This window comes from Diaphorobacter oryzae DSM 22780, assembly GCF_059568935.1.
In genome coordinates, this window is sequence record NZ_JCANUL010000006.1 from 204,290 (window position 1) to 227,281 (window position 22,992).

The 22,992-nt window shown below is 63.5% G+C and carries 23 protein-coding genes; all 23 read left to right on the plus strand.

The window, feature by feature from the left end:
• Positions 1 to 52: 52 nt before the first annotated feature.
• Positions 53 to 835, plus strand: coding sequence for a 5'/3'-nucleotidase SurE (gene surE / locus BP68_RS12115; protein ID WP_496372047.1), 783 nt, complete (start codon positions 53 to 55; stop codon positions 833 to 835).
• Positions 835 to 1,608, plus strand: coding sequence for a protein-L-isoaspartate(D-aspartate) O-methyltransferase (locus BP68_RS12120; RefSeq protein WP_496372049.1), 774 nt, complete (start codon positions 835 to 837; stop codon positions 1,606 to 1,608). Before surE ends, BP68_RS12120 begins: the two co-directional genes overlap by 1 nt.
• An 11-nt stretch (positions 1,609 to 1,619) precedes the next feature.
• Positions 1,620 to 2,516 (plus strand): peptidoglycan DD-metalloendopeptidase family protein, encoded by an 897-nt coding sequence (locus BP68_RS12125; protein ID WP_496372051.1) that lies wholly within the window; start codon positions 1,620 to 1,622, stop codon positions 2,514 to 2,516.
• A 32-nt stretch (positions 2,517 to 2,548) separates the two neighbouring features.
• Entirely contained in the window at positions 2,549 to 3,547 is a 999-nt protein-coding gene (locus BP68_RS12130; RefSeq protein WP_496372053.1) for an RluA family pseudouridine synthase, read from the plus strand.
• A 154-nt stretch (positions 3,548 to 3,701) separates the two neighbouring features.
• Entirely contained in the window at positions 3,702 to 4,448 is a 747-nt protein-coding gene (gene scpB / locus BP68_RS12135; protein WP_496372055.1) for an SMC-Scp complex subunit ScpB, read from the plus strand.
• Between the two features lies 1 nt (position 4,449).
• Entirely contained in the window at positions 4,450 to 5,820 is a 1,371-nt protein-coding gene (locus BP68_RS12140; RefSeq protein ID WP_496372057.1) for a pseudouridine synthase, read from the plus strand.
• Positions 5,821 to 5,899: 79 nt separating this feature from the next.
• Positions 5,900 to 6,325 (plus strand): nucleoside-diphosphate kinase, encoded by a 426-nt coding sequence (gene ndk / locus BP68_RS12145; RefSeq protein WP_496372059.1) that lies wholly within the window; start codon positions 5,900 to 5,902, stop codon positions 6,323 to 6,325.
• A gap of 88 nt (positions 6,326 to 6,413) precedes the next feature.
• Positions 6,414 to 7,535 (plus strand): dual-specificity RNA methyltransferase RlmN, encoded by a 1,122-nt coding sequence (gene rlmN, locus BP68_RS12150; RefSeq protein ID WP_496372061.1) that lies wholly within the window; start codon positions 6,414 to 6,416, stop codon positions 7,533 to 7,535.
• Between the two features lie 28 nt (positions 7,536 to 7,563).
• Positions 7,564 to 8,394, plus strand: coding sequence for a type IV pilus biogenesis/stability protein PilW (gene pilW / locus BP68_RS12155; protein ID WP_496372063.1), 831 nt, complete (start codon positions 7,564 to 7,566; stop codon positions 8,392 to 8,394).
• The gene (locus BP68_RS12160; RefSeq protein ID WP_496372065.1) at positions 8,387 to 9,301 is read left to right on the plus strand and encodes a helix-turn-helix domain-containing protein; all 915 of its coding nucleotides are present in this window, start codon (positions 8,387 to 8,389) and stop codon (positions 9,299 to 9,301) included. The genes pilW and BP68_RS12160 overlap by 8 nt, the downstream gene beginning before the upstream one ends.
• Complete coding sequence (gene ispG / locus BP68_RS12165) at positions 9,302 to 10,579, plus strand: flavodoxin-dependent (E)-4-hydroxy-3-methylbut-2-enyl-diphosphate synthase (RefSeq protein WP_496372067.1); 1,278 nt, start codon at positions 9,302 to 9,304, stop codon at positions 10,577 to 10,579.
• A gap of 102 nt (positions 10,580 to 10,681) precedes the next feature.
• A complete protein-coding gene (hisS, locus tag BP68_RS12170) occupies positions 10,682 to 11,971 on the plus strand; it encodes a histidine--tRNA ligase (RefSeq protein ID WP_496372069.1) in 1,290 nt (429 codons plus the stop codon).
• Between the two features lie 14 nt (positions 11,972 to 11,985).
• Positions 11,986 to 12,663, plus strand: coding sequence for a YfgM family protein (locus tag BP68_RS12175; RefSeq protein WP_496372071.1), 678 nt, complete (start codon positions 11,986 to 11,988; stop codon positions 12,661 to 12,663).
• A 26-nt stretch (positions 12,664 to 12,689) separates the two neighbouring features.
• Positions 12,690 to 13,808: an outer membrane protein assembly factor BamB gene (gene bamB, locus BP68_RS12180; RefSeq protein WP_496372095.1), complete on the plus strand. Its 1,119-nt coding sequence runs from the start codon at positions 12,690 to 12,692 to the stop codon at positions 13,806 to 13,808.
• A gap of 18 nt (positions 13,809 to 13,826) precedes the next feature.
• Positions 13,827 to 15,170, plus strand: a complete 1,344-nt coding sequence (gene der / locus BP68_RS12185) for a ribosome biogenesis GTPase Der (RefSeq protein ID WP_496372073.1) — start codon at positions 13,827 to 13,829, stop codon at positions 15,168 to 15,170.
• 77 nt (positions 15,171 to 15,247) lie between these two features.
• Entirely contained in the window at positions 15,248 to 15,496 is a 249-nt protein-coding gene (gene hfq, locus BP68_RS12190) for an RNA chaperone Hfq (RefSeq protein WP_496372075.1), read from the plus strand.
• Positions 15,497 to 15,559: 63 nt separating this feature from the next.
• Complete coding sequence (gene hflX / locus BP68_RS12195; protein WP_496372077.1) at positions 15,560 to 16,738, plus strand: GTPase HflX; 1,179 nt, start codon at positions 15,560 to 15,562, stop codon at positions 16,736 to 16,738.
• Positions 16,739 to 16,793: 55 nt separating this feature from the next.
• The gene (hflK, locus tag BP68_RS12200; RefSeq protein ID WP_496372079.1) at positions 16,794 to 18,164 is read left to right on the plus strand and encodes an FtsH protease activity modulator HflK; all 1,371 of its coding nucleotides are present in this window, start codon (positions 16,794 to 16,796) and stop codon (positions 18,162 to 18,164) included.
• 9 nt (positions 18,165 to 18,173) lie between these two features.
• On the plus strand, positions 18,174 to 19,082 hold the full coding sequence (gene hflC, locus BP68_RS12205; protein WP_496372081.1) for a protease modulator HflC: 909 nt from the start codon (positions 18,174 to 18,176) through the stop codon (positions 19,080 to 19,082).
• A gap of 28 nt (positions 19,083 to 19,110) precedes the next feature.
• A complete protein-coding gene (locus tag BP68_RS12210) occupies positions 19,111 to 19,299 on the plus strand; it encodes a DUF2065 domain-containing protein (RefSeq protein WP_496372083.1) in 189 nt (62 codons plus the stop codon).
• Between the two features lie 75 nt (positions 19,300 to 19,374).
• A complete protein-coding gene (locus BP68_RS12215) occupies positions 19,375 to 20,523 on the plus strand; it encodes an ATP phosphoribosyltransferase regulatory subunit (RefSeq protein WP_496372085.1) in 1,149 nt (382 codons plus the stop codon).
• Positions 20,524 to 20,552: 29 nt separating this feature from the next.
• The gene (locus BP68_RS12220) at positions 20,553 to 21,929 is read left to right on the plus strand and encodes an adenylosuccinate synthase (protein ID WP_496372087.1); all 1,377 of its coding nucleotides are present in this window, start codon (positions 20,553 to 20,555) and stop codon (positions 21,927 to 21,929) included.
• Between the two features lie 70 nt (positions 21,930 to 21,999).
• Positions 22,000 to 22,524 (plus strand): phosphoribosyltransferase, encoded by a 525-nt coding sequence (locus BP68_RS12225; RefSeq protein ID WP_496372089.1) that lies wholly within the window; start codon positions 22,000 to 22,002, stop codon positions 22,522 to 22,524.
• The last annotated feature ends 468 nt before the right edge of the window (positions 22,525 to 22,992 follow it).

Genomic DNA, 22,992 nt, shown 5'->3' on the forward strand with positions numbered 1-22,992 from the left:
GCGAAATGGGGGAGTGCCCTTCTACAATGCTTGCGATCCAGTCTCCGTGACCATGAAAATCCTCATATCCAACGATGATGGCTACCAGGCGCCGGGCATTGTGGCGCTGCATGACGCTCTCAAGACCATTGCCGATGTCGAGGTGGTGGCACCCGAGCACAACAACAGCGCCAAGTCGAATGCCTTGACGCTGCATTCGCCGCTCTATGTGCACCGTGCGACCAACGGTTTCCGCTATGTGAATGGGACGCCGGCCGACTGCGTGCATATTGCGCTGACCGGCCTGCTGGGGTACCGGCCCGATCTGGTGGTCTCCGGCATCAACAACGGCGCCAACATGGGCGACGACACCATCTATTCCGGCACCGTAGGGGCTGCGATGGAAGGCTATCTGTTCGGTATTCCAGCCATCGCCTTCTCGCAGGTGGACAAGGGCTGGGGCGAGATCGAGTCCGCCGCGCGCAAGGCGCGCGAGATCGTGGAGCAGATGCAGGCGCAAAAGCTGGTGGGTGAATCCCCGTGGCTGCTCAATGTCAACATTCCCAATATGCCGTTCGATGCGCTGCGTCCGTTGCGCCTGTGCCGCCTGGGGCGCCGCCATGCGGCAGAGCGTGTCATTGAGCAGCAGAGCCCGCGTGGCGAGTTGATGTACTGGATCGGCGGCGCTGGGGAGGTCAAGGATGCCGCAGAGGGCACGGATTTCCATGCCACGGCGCATGGTCATGTGTCCATGACCCCTCTGAAGGTGGACCTGACCGACCACGACGGCCTGGGCTATTGGGTGCAGACTGCTGCGCGCCTGGTGCCTGCGGCCGCGCCGGCAGGGAGCGCCTGATGCAGCGCCGGCCTGGATTCCCTGCACGCATCGACTGGCAGCAGGGTGCCTTGCCGCGGGTGGATGCCGCATCGACGCGCGCCCGGCGCGAGGTGCTGCCGCCCGCACCACAAGGCGTGGGACTGGACTCGGCCGCGGTGCGCGCGCGCATGGTGCAGCGGCTCGCAGCGGCGGGCATCACGGCGGAGCCGGTGCTGCGGGCCATGGGGGGCGTGGAAAGGCACCGCTTCGTCGACACGGCCCTGGTGAACCAGGCCTATGAAGACACGAGTCTGCCCATAGGTCTGGGCCAGACCATTTCCAAGCCCAGCGTGGTGGCGCGCATGACGGAATTGCTGCTGGGTGCGGAAGGCGCCAGGGCCAATGGGCTTGGCCGGGTGCTGGAAATAGGCACCGGTTGCGGCTACCAGGCCGCTGTGCTGTCCCGTTTGGCGCGTGAGGTGTACACCATCGAGCGGCTGCGCGCGTTGCATGAAAAGGCGCGAGACCATCTGCGCCCGCTGCGCCTGGCCAATGTCCACCTGATTCTGGGTGACGGGATGCTGGGTTACGCCAGCGGTGCGCCCTATGCAGGCATCATTTCCGCGGCGGGTGGTGAAAACCTCCCTCTGCAATGGTGTGAGCAATTGGCCGTTGGTGGGCGTCTCGTGGCGCCCATGGCGGGCGCTAACGGGCAGCAGATGTTGCTTGTTGTTGACAAAACTTTGCAGGGCCTGAAACAGAGTGTTCTCGAGGCCGTGCATTTCGTCCCCCTAAAATCGGGGATCGCCTGAAGGAATTGCTTATGTTGGTATCGCGTGGTCTTGTAACTTGGGGATTTGTGGCGCTTGCTGGCGGGCTGCTGGCGGGCTGCAGCACTCCAGTGAACAGGGCTCCGGTAGAGGATCGAGGCACTTTTGCCGCCAACGGCGCCGGCAGCACAATGTCTGCGTCCGCAGCGCCGGATGCCAAGCCGTTGCCAGGTGCTGAAAACGCCGGAAAGCCGGGGTACTACACCGTCAAGCCCGGGGACACCCTGATTCGCATCGGGTTGGAGAATGGGCAGAGCTGGAAGGACATTGCTCGCTGGAATAGCCTGGAAAACGCCAACCTGATCGAGGTCGGACAGGTTCTGCGCGTGGCCCCGCCGGGGGCGGCCCCCTCCACTGCGGTAGCGTCCGATACGGGGGTCGTGACCCGGCCGATTGCTTCATCGACCGTGGCGCCAGCCTCCTCTGCGAGCGCCCCCAAGCCGGCCGCATCCGCGCCGGCAGCCGTGGCGCCCACGCCGGCTGCGGCAGCAACGCCGGCGCCAGCCACTGTCGGCGGTGCCGATGACATGAACTTCATCTGGCCTTCCTCGGGCTCTTTGCTGGCAGGCTTTGATGAGGCGCGCAACAAGGGCTTCGATATTGGCGGCAAGGCCGGGGACCCAGTGCTCGCCGCCGCAGATGGCCGGGTGGTGTACGCCGGTGCGGGCCTGCGTGGCTACGGCAATCTGGTGATCCTGAAGCACAACAACACCTATCTCACGGCCTATGCGCACAACCAGACGCTGCTCGTGAAAGAGGATCAGAACGTGCGCCGAGGCCAGAAGATTGCAGAAATGGGCAGCACCGACGCAGATCGCGTGAAGCTGCATTTTGAAATCCGCCGCCAGGGCAAGCCGGTGGACCCCACGCGCTATTTGCCAGCGCGTTGAGTGCGCCTGTGTCGGTGACAGAAACGCGGGAGATGGATGACGATTCCTGTGCGCATGAGCTGAGTGAAGAATTTGCCCCGTCGGCGGTCGGCGCTGAATGCGAGTTGCGCGAAGTGGCCGCATCCGCCGCGCAGCATGGCCTGCGGTTGGACAAGGCGCTGGCTGAGCTGGTCCCGGAGTTTTCCCGTAGCTATCTGCAGCAACTGCTTGTGCAAGGAGCGGTGTGCCTGAACGGCCTGCAGGTGCTCAAGCCGGCCCACAAGGTAAAGGCCGGGGATCGCGTGGTGGTGGAGATGCGCCCCACGCAGGAGAGTCAGGCCTTCAAGCCGGAGCAGTTGTCGCTGGACATAGTGCATGAGGACGAGCATCTGCTGGTGGTCAATAAGCCGGCGGGATTGGTAGTGCATCCTGCGCCAGGCAACTGGAGCGGGACGCTGCTCAATGCGCTGCTGGGGCGGGATGCCCGGGCCATTCAGGTGCCGCGCGCCGGTATCGTGCACCGTCTGGACAAGGACACCAGTGGACTCATGGTTGTGGCGCGCAGTCGTGCGGCCATGGATGCGTTGGTGCGCATGATTGCGGCACGCGAGGTGAGTCGCCAGTATCTGGCCTTGGCCTGGGGGGGCTGGTCGGGGCCGCAGCACCGCAGCATTCTTGCGCCGATAGGGCGCGATCCGCGCAATCGATTGCGCATGGCGGTGGTGGATCTGAATCAGCACGCGGGCAAGGAGGCGCGTACCGACTTCGATCTGCTCGACGCAAACGACGAGGTCTGCCTGGTCCGGTGCACGCTCCATACCGGGCGCACCCATCAGATTCGCGTGCACATGGCATCCATTCGTCACCCCTTGGTGGCCGACACTTTGTACGGTGGAGTGACTGCCGGTCCCATGCGGCGGCAGGCCTTGCATGCTTTTCGTCTGGCCTTCGCGCATCCTGTCACGGGCGAGGCAATGGAATTCCGCGCTCCCTTGCCTGGTGACATGCAGCAAGTCCTTGATTTCTGGGGGCTGCGCTACAATTGCCCTTGACGGCTGTTCTGCCGCAGATGCCGGCTTGGTGTGGTTGACACGAGCCGGCTCCATGAAGGCGCGACATCACTCGCCCCATCTCGCGCATATTCTCCAATCCTAGGTGCCTGTCCTGTCAAGGAGGGGCGGATGCCTCTTTCGGAACTGTTGGACCATGAATTCTGTGGATGCCAAACGGGTTCTTGAAACCGCGTTGATCTGTGCCCCGCAGCCCGTATCGATTCGCGAGTTACGTACCTTGTTCGATGACGTGCTCGGATCCGATACGGTCAAGATGCTGCTGTTCGAACTGCAGCAGGACTGGGCGCAGCGCGGCGTCGAATTGGTGCAGGTGGCGACGGGTTGGCGATTCCAGAGCCGGCCCGAGATGCGAGAGTATTTGGATCGCCTGCATCCAGAAAAGCCGCCTCGCTACACACGGGCCGCGCTGGAGACGCTGGCGATCATTGCATACCGCCAGCCGGTCACGCGCGGCGACATTGAGGATGTCCGCGGGGTCACCGTCAACAGCCTGATCATCAAGCAGCTGGAGGACAGGGGATGGGTGGAGGTCATCGGCCATCGCGAAACGGTGGGTCGCCCAGCATTGTTCGCCACGACAAGGCAGTTTCTGGATGATCTGGGGTTGCAGTCGTTGGATCAACTGCCCACGCTGAGTGACCAAGGTGCGCAGGCCAGTGTGTTCGATGCGCTTGACGCTGGAACTGACATTTTGCCGCCCGAAGATGTTAATGAATCCTCCCTTCAGGAGAGTGCGCAAGAAGTGGCCGCACCTGGTGCCGCGGAAGCTTCATCTTCGGATGAGCGGGTGGTGCAGGGGGATGCAGAAATTGGCGCAGCACCGGCCTTGATGGCGGGTGCCTCACATGACGATGCCGATGAGGGTATCGCAGGAAATTGATATGAATGATTCTCACAAGAGCCTTGATGCCGGACAGCCGGCGATGGAGCCACAGTCCTCTGTCAAAGACAGGGCAGCCAAGGGGTGCAGATCTCGCAAGGGTGATCCGGCAGAAACCGTGGCGCCCCGGGAAAATGCTGTGGAGCGGGAGCCGCAAGAGCCTCGCGAGGGTGGGGGCGGGACCGTGGTATCGCCGGAGTCACAGCAAGAGGGTGGGCGAGAGGGACGCGCAGGGCGCGGGGGCTCCGGGTCGGGCCATGGCAAGCGGGCGGACAGGCCGGCGCCACAGGGTGACGGATATCGCTTTGCGGACATCGTGTCGGGCCGGCTTGATCAAGACGAAGCGGATGCCGATGCGGTGCCTGCCAAACGGGTGCTGCAACCCCAGGCTGAGACGCCCAAATTGCACAAGGTCCTGGCGCAGGCGGGCATGGGGTCGCGGCTGGAGATGGAGCAGCTCATCCTCGAGGGGCGTATTTCCGTCAATAACGAGCCGGCCCATATTGGGCAGCGTGTCCAGTTCGGGGACCAGATCAAGGTCAATGGCAAGCCGATTCGATTCCGCATTGCTCCGCCGCCAGTGCGGGTAATCGCCTACCACAAGCCGGTGGGGGAAGTCGTGACGCACGACGACCCGCAGAACCGCCCCACGGTGTTTCGCAAGCTGCCGCGGCTTCAGCAGGGCAAATGGCAATCCGTCGGGCGCCTGGATCTCAATACGGAGGGGCTTTTGTTGTTCACCAGCTCCGGCGAGCTGGCCAACAAGCTGATGCACCCGCGGTTCGGCCTGGAACGTGAGTACGCCGTGCGCGTACTGGGTGCGCTCAGCAGCGAAGAAAAGCAGCGGTTGCTGGACGGCGTGTCTCTGGAGGATGGAATGGCCTCTTTTGGCTCCATCGAGGAGGGCGGCGGCGAGGGGGCCAACTGCTGGTACCGCGTCACCATTTCCGAGGGGCGCAATCGCGAGGTTCGGCGCATGTTCGAGACGGTAGGCCATGCGGTGAGCCGGCTGATCCGTATCCGCTATGGGGCCATGATGCTGCCGCGCGGCCTCAAACGTGGGGCGTGGTTGGAACTGGACGAGCGCGACATCCGCTCCCTGATGCAGGCGGCAGGCGTTGCAGGGGGCGAAGCGCGGGGGGGCGAGCGTGTTGGGGGCAGGGACGGCCGCCGAGGCGATCGCAAGCCCTTGGGCGGCAAGATGTCTGGCGGCGGCAACGCCAGGGAGAAGCAGGCAGGGCGTGCGGGTGGGCGCTCCGCTGGCGCGCAGCCTGATCCGATGAAAACCTCCGTGGGATATATCGGTGCCGACAGCTTCTCGCGCCATCGTCAGCAGCAGCGCAATACGGGGTCGCGCCGCGGCGGGCGGTAGGGGATTGGCGAAAAGCTAAAATTAATGGTTTTGCCCGAAAGGCAAAAAATACCGCAACATCCTACGTAGGAACATCAACATGGCTATCGAACGCACCCTCTCCATCATCAAGCCCGATGCAGTCGCAAAGAATGTGATCGGCCAGATCTATGCACGCTTCGAGGGCGCAGGCCTGAAGATTGCCGCCGCTCGCATGGCCCACCTGTCGCGTGGCGAAGCCGAGCAGTTCTATGCCGTCCACAAGGAGCGTCCCTTCTTCAAGGACCTGGTGGACTTCATGATCTCCGGCCCCGTGATGATCCAAGTGCTCGAAGGCGAGAACGCCATCCTGAAGAACCGCGAACTCATGGGCGCAACGGACCCCAAGAAGGCTGAGGCCGGCACGATCCGCGCCGACTTTGCCGACAGCATCGACGCCAATGCGGTGCACGGCTCTGACGCTGCCGAAACCGCCCAGGCTGAAGTGGCCTTCTTTTTTCCTGGCCTGAATATCTACTCGCGCTGATGCAGCGGCTCTGGGCGCAGGGTGCCAGGTGGAACACCTCGCCCTGTGCTCGGGGAACGCTATGTGGGCGTGGACATCCGACGACGTTATGACCACGAACCTTCTGGATTTTGACCTGGACGGAATGGCCGCTTTTTGCGAGCGGTTGGGAGAAAAACGTTTTCGGGCCACGCAACTGTTCCGCTGGATTCACCAGCGGGGCGCCAGCGACTTCGACCAGATGAGCGATCTGGCGAAGTCACTGCGTGAAAAGCTCAAGGGTTGCGCGCATGTGACCGCGCTGCCGGTCATCAGTGAGCATGTATCGGCAGATGGCACGGTGAAGTGGCTGTTTGACGTGGGGGATGGCAATGCCGTGGAGACGGTCTTCATTCCCGAAGACGATCGCGGTACGCTGTGCATTTCCTCGCAGGCGGGCTGCGCCGTGGGCTGCCGCTTCTGTTCCACCGGGCACCAGGGGTTCAGCCGCAATCTCACCACGGGTGAAATCATTGCGCAGCTCTGGCATGCCGAGCACGTCTTGCGCCAGCGTCGGGGCGATGGCGAACGCGTGATCTCCAATGTCGTGATGATGGGTATGGGCGAGCCGCTGCAGAACTACTCTGCCTTGGTGCCGGCGCTGCGCATCATGCTCGATGACCATGGCTATGGCCTGTCGCGCCGCAGGGTGACCGTGTCCACCTCGGGTGTGGTACCCATGATGGACCGCCTGGCGCAGGATTGTCCCGTGGCCCTGGCCGTTTCCTTGCACGCGCCCAACGATGGGTTGCGTGACAACCTGGTTCCGCTCAATCGCAAGTATCCGCTGGAGGAGCTGCTGGCGGCCTGCCGGCGTTACCTGGATCACGCGCCGCGTGATTTCATTACTTTTGAATACTGCATGCTGGACGGCGTCAATGACCAGCCCGAGCATGCGCGCCAGCTGATCGAACTGGTCGACCGCAAAGCCTCGGGCGGCGTGTCGTGCAAGTTCAACCTGATCCCATTCAATCCATTCCCTGCCTCGGGTCTGCGCCGCTCTTCCCAGGCGAGTGTGTCGGCTTTTGCGAAGTTGTTGAGTGATGCCGGTATCGTCACGACCGTACGCAAGACACGTGGCGATGATATTGATGCGGCCTGTGGCCAACTGGCCGGTGATGTGAAGGACCGGACCAAGGTCAATAAACGCATGGCCAAGCTCCGAGTCATCGAGCTCAAGCCCATCGCCTGATGCACACTTCGACTAAGGGAGGCTATTCATGAAGTTGTGGGGAGGAGATCGAGGCGCAGGGCGCTGGATGGTGGCTGCATGCGCTGTTGCCGCGGCCTTGGCGGGGCTGGGAGGCTGCGCCCATCAGGCATCGCCCGACCTGGGGGCTAGCGCCATGGAGTCGGGATCTGCTTCTGCCGAGACCGATGCGCGTCGGCGTGCGCGGATCCGGCTGGAGCTGGCTGCCAACTATCTGCAGATGGGGCAGACGTCGGTGGCCCTGGACGAGGTAAGGCAGGCCATTGCCACAGACCCTACGTATGCGGATGCCTACCATCTGCGCGGACTGACGTACATGAGCATGGGCGATCTGGCCCTTGCGGATGACAGTCTCAAGCGCGCCCAAGGCATGAAGCCGGCCGATGCGGACATCATGCACAACTATGGATGGCTTCACTGCCAGCGCCAGCAGTACGAACAGGCCAATCAGCTGTTCGAGCGTGCCCTGGCGGTCCCCACCTATGGTGCACGCAGCAAGACCCTGCTGTCTCAGGGGCTGTGCCATGAGCGGGCCGGGCGTGCGGCTGACGCGGAGCAGGCCTTGCAGCGGGCGTATGAGATCGATGCAGGCAATCCAGTGGTGGGATTCAACCTGGCTTCTCTGCTGCTCGCTCGCGGCGAGACCAAGCGGGCGCAGTTCTATATCCGCCGCGTCAACAATGGCGAGTTCGCCAACGCGGAATCTCTCTGGCTGGGCATCAAGGTAGAGCGTGCCCTGAAGGATTTTGTTGCCATGCGGCAGTTGGGGGATCAATTGCGCAAGCGCTTCCCTGGCGCCAAGGAAACATTGGCGTTTGAAAGAGGGGCATTCGATGAGTGAGTCGGTCGCGACGCAAGGCGCCGATGATTTTTCTCAGGGGGCCGCGCCCTCCGCCGGCGGTCCGTCGGCGGGCGCGCTGCTGGCCCAATGGCGGGGGGCTGCCGGCGTCCACATCGAGGCGCTGGCAGTGACCCTGAAGGTGCCTGTCAGCAAGCTGGAGGCGCTGGAGGCCGATCAATATGACGCGTTTCCGGACGCCGTCTTCATGCGCGCCCTGGCGTCCAGCGTGTGCCGGGCGCTGAAGGCCGACCCCGCTCCGGTCCTGGCGCTGCTGCCCCATGGCGAGCCGGTCCAGCTCAAGGTGGACAGGGGCATCAACGCCTCCTTCAAGGATCAGGGGCATCGCTCTGGCAAGGGCGCGTCCATAGAACGGCCCAAGTCGCGCATGCTGGGCGTTGCCGTGGTGGCTTTGCTGGTGGCGGCCTTGGCCATTGCCTTCCTGCCCAAGAGCATCGACGGCCAGGGTGAGCAGGTCGTGTCCAATCGGGTGGAGGTTCCGCTGGTGCCTGCAGAGCCAGCGGCACAGGAACCCTCCGCCGTATCCGCACCGCGGGACGGGGCGCCTGCGGCGGCCGTCTCCGCGGAGCCTTCGGCACCTGCCGCCAATGCGCCAGAGGTCAGCGCTCCCGCTGCTCCGGTCGAGGCGGTTGCCTCCGACGCGCCCGTGGCGGAAGGCGTGCTGGTCATCCGTGCGCGCGCGGAATCCTGGGTGCAGGTGCGCGGCGCTTCCGGTGAGGTGGTGCTGCAAAAAAGCCTGGCGGCAGGGGAAAGCGTCTCTGCCGCGGGCGCTCCTCCATGGGCCGTGGTGGTCGGCCGGGCCGATGCCACCGACGTCATCGTGCGAGGCAAGCCCATGGATCTGAAGGCCATTGCGCGCGAGAACGTGGCGCGTTTCGAGGTGAAGTGAATGAACATGTCCGGCACAGCAGCTCCCATTGCCATGGCGGCGCCGATGGCGCGCAGCTCGCGGCAGGCGCGAGTCGTCTGGGGCGACCGCGTCGTCACCGTGGGCGGCGACGCACCGGTGCGTGTGCAGTCCATGACGAACACCGACACGGTGGACGCCATTGGCACGGCCATCCAGATCAAGGAGCTGGCGCAGGCCGGCTCCGAAATGGTGCGCATCACGGTGAATACGCCGGAGGCCGCGGCGGCCGTGCCCTACATTCGTGAGCAGCTGGACCGCATGGGCGAGACCGTGCCCCTGGTTGGCGACTTCCACTACAACGGCCACCGCCTGCTGACGGAGTTCCCGGACTGTGCGCAGGCGCTGTCCAAGTACCGCATCAACCCGGGCAACGTGGGCAAGGGCGACAAGCGCGACCGCCAGTTCGGCCAGATGATCGAAGCCGCGATCCGCTGGGACAAGGCCGTGCGCATCGGCGTCAACTGGGGCAGCCTGGACCAGGAGCTGTTGGCCCAGCTGATGGACGCCAACACCCAGCGGGCCCAGCCCTGGGATGCGCGCCAGGTCATGTACGAGGCGCTGATCACCTCGGCCATCGAGTCGGCTCGGCGTGCCGAGGAGATGGGCCTCAAGGGCGACCAGATCATCCTGTCGTGCAAGGTCAGCGGCGTGCAGGACCTCATCGCGGTGTACCGTGAGCTGGCGCGCCGCTGCGACTACGCCCTGCACCTGGGCCTGACGGAAGCGGGCATGGGTACCAAGGGCGTCGTGGCCTCGACCACGGCCCTGTCCATCCTGCTGCAGGAGGGCATTGGCGACACGATCCGCGTCTCCCTGACCCCTCAGCCGGGAGAGGCGCGCACCCAGGAGGTGGTGGTGGCGTCCGAGATACTGCAGGCGCTGGGGATGCGCGCCTTCGTTCCCAGTGTGACGGCCTGCCCCGGCTGCGGGCGCACCACCAGCACCACGTTCCAGGAGCTGGCCAAGCAGATCGACGACTACCTGCGTGCGCAGATGCCCGTGTGGCGCCTGCGCTATCCCGGTGTGGAAAAGCTCAAGGTGGCCGTCATGGGTTGCATCGTCAACGGCCCTGGCGAGAGCAAGCATGCCGACATCGGCATCAGCCTGCCGGGCACCGGCGAGGCGCCCGCGGCCCCCGTGTTCATCGACGGCGAGAAGGCCATGACGCTGCGCGGGGACAACATCGCCCGCGAGTTCCAGGACATCGTCGATGGCTACATCGCCCGCCGCTTTGGCGAAGGCGTCCATGCGGGATGAGCCGCATCCCGGGTTTGTTTGCTATCAAATATATAGCTGTATGCGCTTGATACGCGGGCGCTAGCAGCCTATTTCGTTTAAATCTCTATTCCACTCAACAAGATGCAGAAGCTGGTTGCCATCAAGGGCATGAACGACATCCTGCCGCCGGACTCGGCGCGCTGGGAATGGCTGGAAGACAAGGTGCGCGCCCTCATGGCGCGCTACGCCTACCGCAACATCCGCACGCCCATCGTCGAGCCCACGCCGCTGTTCGTGCGCGGGCTGGGCGAGGTGACCGACATCGTCGAGAAGGAGATGTATTCCTTCGAAGACCGCCTCAATGGCGAACAGCTGACGCTGCGCCCGGAGGCCACGGCCGGCGTCGTGCGCGCCGTGGTCGAGCATTCCATGCTGTACGACGGCGGCAAGCGCCTGTACTACATGGGCCCCATGTTCCGCCATGAGCGGCCGCAGCGCGGGCGCTACCGCCAGTTCCACCAGATCGGCGCCGAGGCGCTGGGCTTTCCCGGCGCCGAGGCCGATGCTGAGATCATCCTGCTGGCCCATGCGCTGTGGGCCGAGCTGGGCCTCAAGAACGTGCGCCTGGAGCTCAACAGCCTGGGGCAGCCACAGGAGCGCAAGGCCCACCGTGCAGCGCTGATCCAGCATCTGGAGCAGCACCAGGACGTGCTGGACGAGGACGCGCGCCGCCGCCTGCACAGCAATCCGCTGCGCATCCTCGACACGAAGAACCCGGCCATGCAGGCCATCGTGGAGGTGGCGCCCAAGCTCATTGACTTCCTGGGCGAGGACTCGCTGAAGCATTTCGAGACCGTCAAGGCCATCTTGGATGCCAATGGCGTGGCCTGGAGCCTGAACCCCCGGCTGGTCCGCGGCATGGACTACTACAACCTCACGGTGTTCGAGTTCGTGACCGACCAGTTGGGCTCGCAGGGCACGATCTGCGGCGGCGGCCGCTACGACTACCTGATCGAGCAGATCGGCGGCAAGCCGGCGCCCGCCGTGGGCTGGGCCCTGGGCGTGGAGCGCGTGCTGGAACTCCTCAAGGAGCAGGCAACGCAGGCGCCCGGCCTGGCGGCCGACGCCTATGCCGTGGTTCCCGATGTCGCCGCGCTGCCCGCGGTCATGGCCGCACTGCAGCAGCTGCGCGCCCTGGGGGTCTCGGTCCAGATGCACAGCCCGACGAGCGCGGGCGAGGGCATGGGCAGCATGAAGTCGCAGTTCAAGAAGGCCGATGCCAGCGGAAGCCGATTTGCCCTGGTCTTCGGCGCGGACGAAATGGCGCGCGGCGCCGTCACCGTCAAGCCCCTGCGCGACGGCGGCGAGCAGGTGGAGCGCCCGCTCGCCTCGCTGTCGGACTGGGCCTGCACCCTACAATCCCCGCGCTGAACGGAACCCGCACTATGGCAAATAACTTTGACCTTCAAGAACAAGAGCAGCTCGACCAGATCAAGCATTTCTGGAACACCTGGGGCACGCCCATCACCTGGCTGCTGATCGTCATCCTGGGCGCTCTGGCCGCCTGGAATGGCTACCAGTTCTGGCAGAGCCGCCAGGCCCAGCAGGCCACGGCCCTGGTGGAAGCCGTGGAGACGGCTGCACAGGCGGGCGACCTGGCGCGCGTCCAGCAGGCCTTTGGTGATCTGAAGTCCGGCTATGGCGGCACGGCGCAGGCCGGCCAGGCGGGTCTGCTGGCGGCCAAGGTGCTGGTTGACGCCGGAAAGTGGGACGAGGCCAAAGGCATTCTGACCTGGGTGGCAGACAAGGCGGCCGACGAGGGCTACATGGCCCTGGCCAAGCTGCGCCTGGCCGCGGTGCTGATCGAGGCCAAGTCCTACGACGAGGCCTTGGCCCAACTGGCAGGGCGCTTCCCGCCCGAATTTGCCGCCACGGTCGCGGATCGCAAGGGCGATGTACTGGTGCTGCAGGACAAGAAGCAGGAGGCCATTGCCGAGTACCGCCGCGCCTACCAGGCATTCGATGAGCGCGCCGATTACCGCCGCCTGGTGGAGGCCAAGCTGAATGCGCTGGGTGCCCAGGTCGAGACGGCGCCGGCCGCATCGTCGGGGAGCGCCAAGTGAGCGCGGTCCGCAGCCGTGCCAAGCCGCTGGTGGCGGCGCTTGCGCTGGTGAGCCTGCTGGGGGCCGGTGGTTGTTCGCTGTGGGGTGGTGCTTCCAAGCCAAAGCCCGCGGAACTGGGCGCCAATATCCCGGTGCTGAGCGTGCGTCAGGCCTGGACGGCCAGGATGGGGGGCACCGATGGCATCGCGCTGGATGTGCTGGTGAACGGCAATGCGGTCACGCTGGCGTCTGGCAACGGCGAGGTGGCGGCGATTGATGCGCGCACGGGTGGCGACATCTGGCGCACGCAGCTGAACCTGCCACTGGCCTCGGGCGTGGGTGGCGACGGTCGCTGGACCGCTGTTGTATCCAAGAGCAATCAGGTCATCGTTCTCGACGGTGGGCGTGAAATCTGGCGCAAGCCGCTGCCGGCACAGGCGTACACGGCGCCGCTGGTTGCGGGCAATCGTGTCTTCGTGCTGGCGGCGGATCGTTCCATCGCCGCCTTCGATGCCGCGACGGGTTACCCGCTGTGGAACCAGCAGCGGCCGGGTGAGCCATTGATCCTGCGTCAGGGCGGCGTCCTGATGGCAGTGGGCGACACGTTGGTCGCCGGCCTCTCGGGGCGTCTGGTCGGCTTCAATCCGGACAATGGCGTGGTTCGCTGGGAGGCGCCGCTGGCCAGCCCGCGGGGCACCAATGACGTCGAGCGTCTGGTGGAAATCGTCGGCCGTACCAGCCGCGTGGGTGACAGCGTGTGCGCACGGGCCTTCCAGGCCACGGTCGGCTGCATCGATGCGGCGCGTGGAACGGTGGCGTGGACGCAGCCGGCCAGTGCCGGCGAGGGCATCCATGGGGATGAAACCATGCTGTTTGGAACGGAAAGCAACGGCACGGTTGTCGCCTGGCGCCGTGCCGATGGCTCCCGGGCTTGGTCTTCCGAGCGGCTGCAGTTCCGCAAGCTCACGGCGCCGCTGCTGCTGGGGCGCTCCGTCGTGGTGGGCGACGATGCGGGCCTGGTGCATCTGCTCTCCCGCGAGGACGCCGCGCCACTCAACCGCCTGACCACGGACGGCTCGGCCATTGCTGCCGCTCCGGTGGCCGCGGGCGATACGCTGGTGGTCGTGACGCGCAAGGGTGGCGTCTACGGCTTCCGCCCGGATTAACAGGGATAGGACACAGGGATGAAGCCTGTTATCGCTCTGGTGGGGCGGCCCAATGTGGGCAAATCCACCTTGTTCAACCGGCTGACCAAATCGCGTGATGCGATCGTGGCCGACTTCGCCGGTCTCACGCGGGACCGGCACTACGGCAACGGCAAGCAGGGCAAGCACGAGTACATCGTGATCGACACCGGCGGTTTCGAGCCCGACGCATCCAGCGGCATCTACCGAGAGATGGCCCGGCAGACCCAGCAGGCGGTGGCGGAAGCCGACGTGGTGATCTTCGTCGTGGACGTGCGCGCGGGTGTGTCTGCGCAGGACCATGACATCGCCAACTACCTGCGCCGCCTTGGCAAGCCCTGTGTGCTTGCCGGGAACAAGGCCGAGGGCATGCAGGACAGTGCCCACCTCGTCGAGTTCTACGAGCTGGGCCTGGGCGAGGTGTTTCCCGTGTCGGCGGCGCACGGCCAGGGGATCCGGAGTCTGGTGGATCTGGCGCTCAAGCCCCTGGCCCTGCCGGACATCGAGGACAACGATGCCGCAGCCGAGAACAACGTCATACGCCTCGCCGTGGCGGGGCGCCCCAACGTGGGCAAGTCCACGCTGATCAACACCTGGCTGGGTGAAGAGCGGCTGGTTGCATTCGACATGCCGGGGACGACGCGCGACGCCATCTCCGTGCCCTTCGAGCGCAATGGCCAGAAGTTCGAACTGATCGATACCGCGGGGCTGCGCCGCAAGGGCAAGGTGTTTGAGGCGATCGAGAAGTTCTCCGTGGTGAAGACCCTGCAGGCGATCGAGTCGGCCAATGTCGTGTTGCTGCTGCTTGATGCCACGCAGGGTGTGACGGACCAGGATGCGCATATCGCGGGCTACATCCTGGAAAGCGGTCGAGCGGTGGTCATCGCGGTCAACAAGTGGGATGCGGTGGACGACTACGGCCGCCAGCAGTTGGAGCGTTCCATCGAGACGCGCCTGTCATTTCTGAAGTTCGCCTCTCTGCATTTCATCTCGGCCAAGAAGCGCCAAGGCATAGGGCCGCTCTGGGCATCCATTGTCCAGGCCTACAAGGCGGCTACCTGCAAGATGCCAACGCCGGTGCTGACGCGACTGCTTCTGGAGTCTGTGCAGTTCCAAAGCCCCAAGCGCTCGGGAATGTTCCGACCCAAGCTGCGCTACGCGCACCAAGGGGGCATGAATCCGCCGGTCATCGTGATCCATGGCAACTCCCTGGAACATGTCACGGATGCCTACAAGCGCTTCCTGGAAGGGCGGTTCCGCAAGGAGTTCAATCTGGTGGGAACGCCGCTGCGCATAGAGATGAAGACCTCCAGCAACCCGTTCGCAGACAAAAACGAATCCTGAGCCCCTGTGCCGAATACGGCTCCACTGCTGTGGTAAGGTGCTGGTTTACAACAACATTTTTGAACACGGAGAATATCGTGAGCAATAAAGGTCAACTTCTTCAAGACCCGTTCCTGAACGCGCTGCGCCGCGAGCATGTGCCCGTTTCCATTTATCTGGTGAACGGCATCAAGCTTCAGGGACAGATCGAGTCCTTCGATCAATATGTCGTCCTTCTGCGCAACACGGTGACCCAGATGGTGTACAAGCACGCCATTTCCACCATCGTGCCGGGCCGTGCAGTGAATTTCTCGACGGCTGAGCCTGCCGTCGGGGATGCCCAATAAGTACGCCTTGCGGCTTGGGGTTGCGCTGAGGCGCGAGCGCTTCGCATTCAAGGGGCCGCAGCCTTGAGTTCCAAAAAATCATCTGGCGACAAGTCCGCACCGGTCCTTCTGGTCGGTGTGGATTTCGGCTTGCCCCATTTCGATGCCGAGCTCGAAGAGCTTGGCTTGCTGGCCCAGACGGCCGGATTGGATCCGGTCGCTCGCCTGGTCTGCAAGCGCAAGACCCCTGATGCCGCACTGTTCGTCGGCAGCGGCAAGGCGGATGAGATCCGCACCCTGGCGCAGATGCACGGCGCCCAGGAGGTGCTCTTCGACCAGGCCCTGAGCCCGGCGCAGCAGCGCAATCTGGAGCGCCATCTGCAACTACCGGTCAATGATCGGACCTTGCTGATTCTCGAGATATTTGCCCAGCGGGCGCGCAGCCATGAGGGCAAGCTGCAGGTTGAGCTGGCACGCCTGCAGTATCTGAGTACAAGACTGGTTCGACGCTGGTCGCACCTGGAGCGCCAGCGCGGTGGCATTGGCACCCGTGGCGGCCCGGGGGAAACGCAGATTGAGCTGGACCGCCGCATGATCAGCGAGGCGATCAAGCGCACGCGGGAGCGATTGGTCAAGGTCAAGCGCCAGCGCGCAACGCAGCGCCGCCAACGGGAGCGGCGCGACACGTTCAACATCTCCCTTGTCGGATACACCAATGCGGGCAAGTCCACGCTGTTCAACGCGCTGGTGAAGGCGCGTGCATACGCGGCGGATCAGTTGTTCGCGACCCTGGACACCACCACGCGGCAGCTTTACCTGGGCGAGGCGGCGGGGTCGGCTTCTTTGTCCGATACGGTGGGTTTCATCCGCGATTTGCCGCATGGCCTGGTGGACGCCTTTCAGGCCACGCTGCAAGAGGCGGTAGATGCAGACCTGCTTCTGCATGTCGTGGATGCCGCCAACCCGGGTTACCCGGAACAGATTGCGCAGGTGCAGTTGGTGTTGGCTGAGATCGGGGCCTCGGAAATCCCGCAGATCCTGGTGTTCAACAAGCTGGATGCGATGCCGCCCGAAACCCGGCCCGCTGTGCTGCAGGATATGTACGACCTCGATGGACGGCAGGTGCCGCGCATCTTCGTCAGTGCCCGTCAGGGGGATGGTCTGCCGACTTTGCGGGAGCAGTTGGCAAGCATGGTCCAGACAGCCCTTGCTGGGTGCATGACCCTTGGCGAAACCACTGATTTGTCAAGCCCCGCAGGCTGATTGGGCCACAATGCCGCGTGTTCCATGTCTACGCAGAGAATAAGAGAACTTACGCATGAACTTTCATAATCGTGCATCCCGCTGGGCACTGCTGCCTGAGCGTCTCAGAGGGATGTTCAACCTCAACGACCCGCGCTGGGGGCGTGGCGAAGACAAGGGCGAAGGCGGTCAGCGCCCGGCCGAGCCCGATCGTCCTTCCAATGACAACGCCCAAGGTAACCGTGGACGCGAACAGGGTTCCGCCGGCCAGCCGCCGGATCTCGATGAGCTGTGGCGGGACTTGAACCGCAAGCTGGGCGGGCTCTTCGGGGGACGCAATGGCGGTGGCCGCGGCCCATCGTCGGGTGGTGGTAACGGCGGCTTTCAGCCCGACATGAAGAATGCGGGCGTGGGCGTGGGGCTGATTGCGGCCATAGCCGTACTCATTTGGCTGGGGACGGGCTTCTTCATCGTGCAGGAAGGCCAGCAGGCGGTGATCACGCAGTTTGGCAAGTACAAGAGCACGGTCAATGCCGGTTTCAACTGGCGGCTACCTTATCCCATCCAGCGCCATGAGTTGGTGTTCGTGACGCAGATCCGTTCCGCGGATGTGGGCCGTGACAGCGTCATCAAGAGCACGGGTCTGCGCGAGTCCGCCATGCTGACGGAGGACGAGAACATCGTCGAGATCAAGTTCGCAGTGCAGTACCGGTTGAACGATGCCCGTGCATGGTTGTTCGAGAGCCGCAACCCGGCTGACGCCGTGGTGCAGGCGGCGGAGACGGCCGTTCGCGAAGTGGTGGGCAAGATGCGCATGGACACGGCGCTTGCCGAGGAGCGAGATCAGATCGCTCCACGCGTGCGCAACCTGATGCAGACCATACTTGACCGTTACAAGGTCGGAGTAGAGGTGGTCGGCATCAACCTGCAACAGGGTGGGGTGCGTCCGCCGGAGCAGGTCCAGGCGGCATTCGACGACGTTCTGAAGGCCGGCCAGGAGCGCGAGCGTGCAAAGAACGAGGCGCAGGCCTATGCCAACGACGTGGTCCCGCGGGCCACGGGTACCGCATCCCGGCTAGAGGAAGAGGCTGCGGCCTACAAGGCGCGCATCGTGGCCCAGGCGCAGGGCGATACGCAGCGATTCAGTGCCATCTTGGCGGAATACCAGAAGGCGCCGCAGGTGACCCGTGATCGCATGTATCTCGAATCGATGCAGCAGATCTACAGCAATGTCACCAAGGTCTTGGTGGAGTCGCGCCAGGGCTCGAACCTGCTGTACCTGCCGTTGGACAAGATCATGCAGAACGTTGCGCAAACGCAGCCGGCCGGTTCTGGACTTGAATCGGCGCCCACCACCAGTTCCAGCGTGCCCCCGGCCACGTCGCCTCAGTTTCCCGGCGACACCCGTGCACGCGACAACCGCTCGCGCGAGCGTGAGTCCCGATAGGAGAGCCGCGTGAACAGAATCGGATTTATTGCATCGACCATCCTGGTCGGGCTGGCCCTGCTCAGCTCCATGCTGTTTGTGGTGGATCAACGCCAGTTTGGCGTGGTGTACGCGCTGGGGCAGATCAAGGAAGTGATCACCGAGCCTGGCTTGAACTTCAAGCTGCCGCCGCCGTTCCAGAACGTGCGCTACATCGACAAGCGTCTGCTGACGCTGGACAGCTCGGACACGGAGTCCATGCTGACGGCAGAAAAGCAGCGCGTGGTGATTGACTGGTATGTGCGCTGGCGCATCACCGACCCGTCGGAATACATCCGCAACGTGGGTCTGGACGAGAATGCAGGTGCACTGCAGCTCAACCGGGTGGTGCGCAATGCCTTCCAGGAAGAGGTCAACCGCCGGACCGTCAAGGAACTGCTATCGGTCAAGCGCGATGCGCTCATGTCCGACGTCAAGCGCGAGGTGCTGGAGGCCGTGCGCGGTACCAAGCCCTGGGGGGTGGATGTGGTGGACGTGCGCATCACCCGGGTGGACTATGTGGAGGCGATCACCGAGTCGGTCTATCGCCGCATGGAGGCAGAACGCAAGCGCGTGGCCAATGAGTTGCGCTCTACAGGCGCTGCCGAGGGCGAGAAGATCCGCGCGGATGCCGACCGTCAGCGGGAAATCACCATCGCCAACGCCTATCGCGATGCGCAGAAGATCAAGGGCGAGGGCGATGCAGAGGCATCGCGGCTGTACGCTGAAGCCTTTGGCCGGGATCCGCAGTTCGCGCAGTTCTACCGCAGCCTTGAGGCTTACAAGTCGAGCTTCAATCGCAAGAGCGACGTGATGGTGCTCGACCCATCATCCACCGACTTCTTCAAGGCCTTCCGCGGCTCTGGCGGGGGCGCTGCGTCGGCTGCGCAGCGCAAGTAATCCGCCGCGGGCAAACCGGGGGGTACCCATGGAGTGGGCGAGCAGCTTTTGGGTGGCCCTGGGCCTGGTGCTGGTGATCGAGGGGATCTTTCCCTTCGTATCGCCTGCGGGTTGGCGGCGCATGTTCACGCAAATGCTCCAGTTGCGTGATGGACAGATTCGCTTCTGCGCCATGTTGAGCATGCTCGCCGGCGGCCTCCTCCTCCTCCTGCTTTAGCGGGCAAGGTAACTGGCATGGGGTGCCCGCCACCTGAGCCGGTAGAATCACGTTTTTAACAGCCTCCCCATTCCCATGTCTGCCTGGGTCCTGCCGGATCACATTGCCGATGTTTTGCCTTCCGAGGCGCGGCACATCGAAGAACTTCGCCGCGGGCTGCTGGATACGGCCTGCAGCTACGGATACGAGTTGGTCATGCCTCCCCTGCTGGAGCATCTCGACTCGCTGCTCACCGGTACCGGAGAGGCTCTGGACCTGCAGACCTTCAAGCTGGTGGATCAGCTGTCGGGGCGCTCTCTGGGCCTGCGCGCAGACACCACGCAGCAGGTGGCGCGCATCGACGCCCATCTGTTGAACCGTCGAGGGGTGACGCGTCTGTGCTACTGCGGTCCCGTCCTGCATACCCGGCCCGATCGTCCGCATGCTACACGCGAGCCACTGCAGTTTGGCGCGGAGATCTATGGGCATTCGGGTATTGAGGCGGACATCGAAGCCGTGCAGCTCTCGCTGGAATGCCTGCGCGGTGCGAATGTGCAGGAGGTCAGCGTGGATCTGGCCGACGTGCGCATCGTGCGCAGTCTGCTGGCCGGCTTGCCTGTGGGCCTTCAAACTCTGGGCCAGGTGCATGCGGCACTGGCCGCCAAGGACGCCAGCGAGCTGGCGGCCTTGACGCGCGATTTCCCGGCGGCGTCCCGCGAGGGGCTTCTGGCACTGTTGCAGCTGTATGGAGACGCCTCCGTGCTGGATGAGGCAGAAATTGTGCTCCAGCCCATAGCTGGAGTGCGCAAGGCGCTATCAGATTTGAAGGCGATCGCGGCGCGTATCCAGAACGCGCGAGTCACCTTCGACCTGGCGGATTTGCGCGGCTATGCGTACTACAGCGGGGCGCGCTTTGCCGTCTATACCCAGGGGGGAAGCGATGCCCTGGTCCGCGGGGGACGCTATGACGAAGTGGGCGCCGTATTCGGTCGCAACCGCCCGGCTGCAGGCTTTAGCCTGGACATCAAACAATTGGTCAGCGTGGTGTCGCCACGCCCACTCAAGGCGGCCATCCGCGCGCCTTGGGGTGAGGCGCAGGACGTGAATGCGGCGATCGCGGCCTTGCGACAGCAGGGCGAGACGGTGGTTTGCGTACTGCCAGGGCATGGCAGCGAAGTGGATGAGTTCCGCTGCGACCGCGAGCTGGTCCAAGTCGACGGCCGCTGGGTCGTGCGGGCCATTTGAATTTCTTCAGCATTTGAATCGGGTTTGACATGAAAGCAAGCAAGGGTCGTAACGTTGTCGTGGTCGGCACCCAGTGGGGCGATGAGGGCAAGGGCAAGCTGGTGGACTGGCTGACCGAGAGCGCGCAAGGCGTTGTGCGCTTTCAGGGCGGGCACAACGCGGGTCATACGCTGGTCATCAACGGCGTGAAAACGGCGCTGCACCTGATCCCCAGCGGCATCATGCGTCCGGGCGTGAAGTGCTACATCGGCAACGGCGTCGTGCTGTCCGCTGGCAAGCTGTTCGAGGAAATCGAAGGCTTGGAGAAGGCGGGTGTCGAGGTGCGCTCGCGCCTGCGCGTGAGCGAGGCCTGTCCCTTGATCCTGCCGTTCCATGTGGCACTCGACGTGGCCCGCGAGGCGGCTCGCGAGCAGGGGGGCACCGAGAAGATCGGGACGACGGGGCGCGGCATTGGGCCTGCCTATGAAGACAAGATTGCCCGCCGAGCCTTGCGCGTGCAGGACCTCAAGCATCCCGAGCGTTTCGCGGCGAAGCTGCGCGAGCTCTTGGCGCTGCACAACCATGTGCTGACGACCTTCTTGGGGTCGGGCGGCTTCCAGTTCGGTGACGCGCTCAAGCCCTATGTCAAGGATGGGCTGGTGCAGTTCGAGCCTGTATTCCAAGAGGCAATGCGCCACGCCGAGATGCTCAAGCCCATGATGGCAGACGTGTCGCGCGAGCTGAACGAAGCCCATGCGGCGGGTGCGAATCTGCTGTTCGAGGGCGCGCAGGGCACGTTGCTGGACGTGGATCATGGTACCTATCCCTATGTGACCTCCAGCAACTGCGTGGCAGGCAATGCAGCGGCGGGTTCCGGCGTGGGTCCGGGGCAGCTGCACTACATCCTTGGAATCACCAAGGCCTATTGCACGCGCGTGGGCGGTGGCCCGTTCCCCACCGAGCTGGAGTGGGAAAAGCCCGGTACCCCGGGCTATCACATGAGCACGGTGGGTGCTGAAAAGGGTGTGACGACGGGGCGCAGCCGCCGCTGTGGCTGGTTCGATGCCGCGTTGCTCAAGCGCAGTGCCCAGGTCAATGGACTGTCGGGCTTGTGCATCACCAAGCTGGATGTGCTGGATGGCCTGGCAACACTGCAGCTATGCGTGGGTTACGAGCTGGATGGCGAGCGCATTGACCTGCTGCCCATGGGCGCCGAGGAAATTGCCCGTTGCAAGCCCATCTATGAAGAAATTGCTGGTTGGACCGAGTCCACGGTGGGCGTAACGCGCTTTGACGACTTGCCTGCGAATGCGCGCCAGTATCTGGAGCGCATCGAGCAGGTGACGGGTGTGCCCATCGCCATGATCTCGACCAGCCCAGACCGCGATCACACCATCCTGATGCGCCACCCTTACGCAGCAGGGTAAGAACGTCAAGGAATATGGCCCTCAGCGCTTTTCGATAAAGCGCTGGCAGCTATCAATACAGGAGTAACGAATGCTGACAGAAGACGGTAAACACCTCTACGTGAGCTACGACGAGTACCACAACCTCATAGAGAAGTTGGCACTGAAGGTGCATCAGTCGGGATGGGAGTTCGACACGATCCTGTGTCTGGCTCGCGGCGGCTTGCGTCCGGGCGACATTCTGAGCCGCATCTTTGGCAAGCCTTTGGCCATCATGTCTACCAGCTCCTACAGGGCGGAGGCGGGCACCGTTCAGGGTCACCTGGATCTCGCACGCTTCATCACGACGCCCAAGGGTGAAATCGCTGGGCGCGTTTTGCTGGTGGACGACCTGGCCGATTCGGGGCATACGTTGAATGCCGTGATCGCAATGCTAAAGACCAACTATGCGCCCATCACCGAGTTGCGCAGCGCCGTGATTTGGACCAAAGGGCTGTCGACGTTCACCCCTGACTATTCGGTGGAATTCTTGCCGACCAATCCATGGATTCATCAGCCATTCGAAGGCTATGACAGCCTGACGCCAGACAAGCTGGCAGAAAAATGGCGTTGGTAGGAGGGGGGTGAAGTAAAAAAGTCTCTCAGAAGATCAGAGTTTCTTTTTTTGAAGCTATACTGGCGGACTTGCTGCAGCGGAAGTCCTTCAAAGGGTTCTTCTGCAGCAAGAAGAGGAAGGTAAAAATTCCTCTGCCTTGAGTTGATTCGGTGCTTAAAACCGGTATAGAATTCAAGGCTTCGCTGCTGAGGCGGTCTGCGATGAAAGTTGCAGATTGGTGAATAAAGCGAAAAGGCCGAAAGGCCACAAAGTTTGACAGGTCTTTTAAAACTGTGTTAGAATTCAAGGCTTCGCTGATCGCAGCAAAGCTAGAAAGTCAGAAAAAATTTTGGCTTTTGGTTCATTAAAAACATACAGCCGATAAGCGTGGGCGTTTGATGGCGGGTGCCAAGTTCTTTGGAACTATCAAACGCTCATGAGAATAGAAGTGAAGTTCACTTCAATTCCGTTTTTATGAGTGAAGTCGAG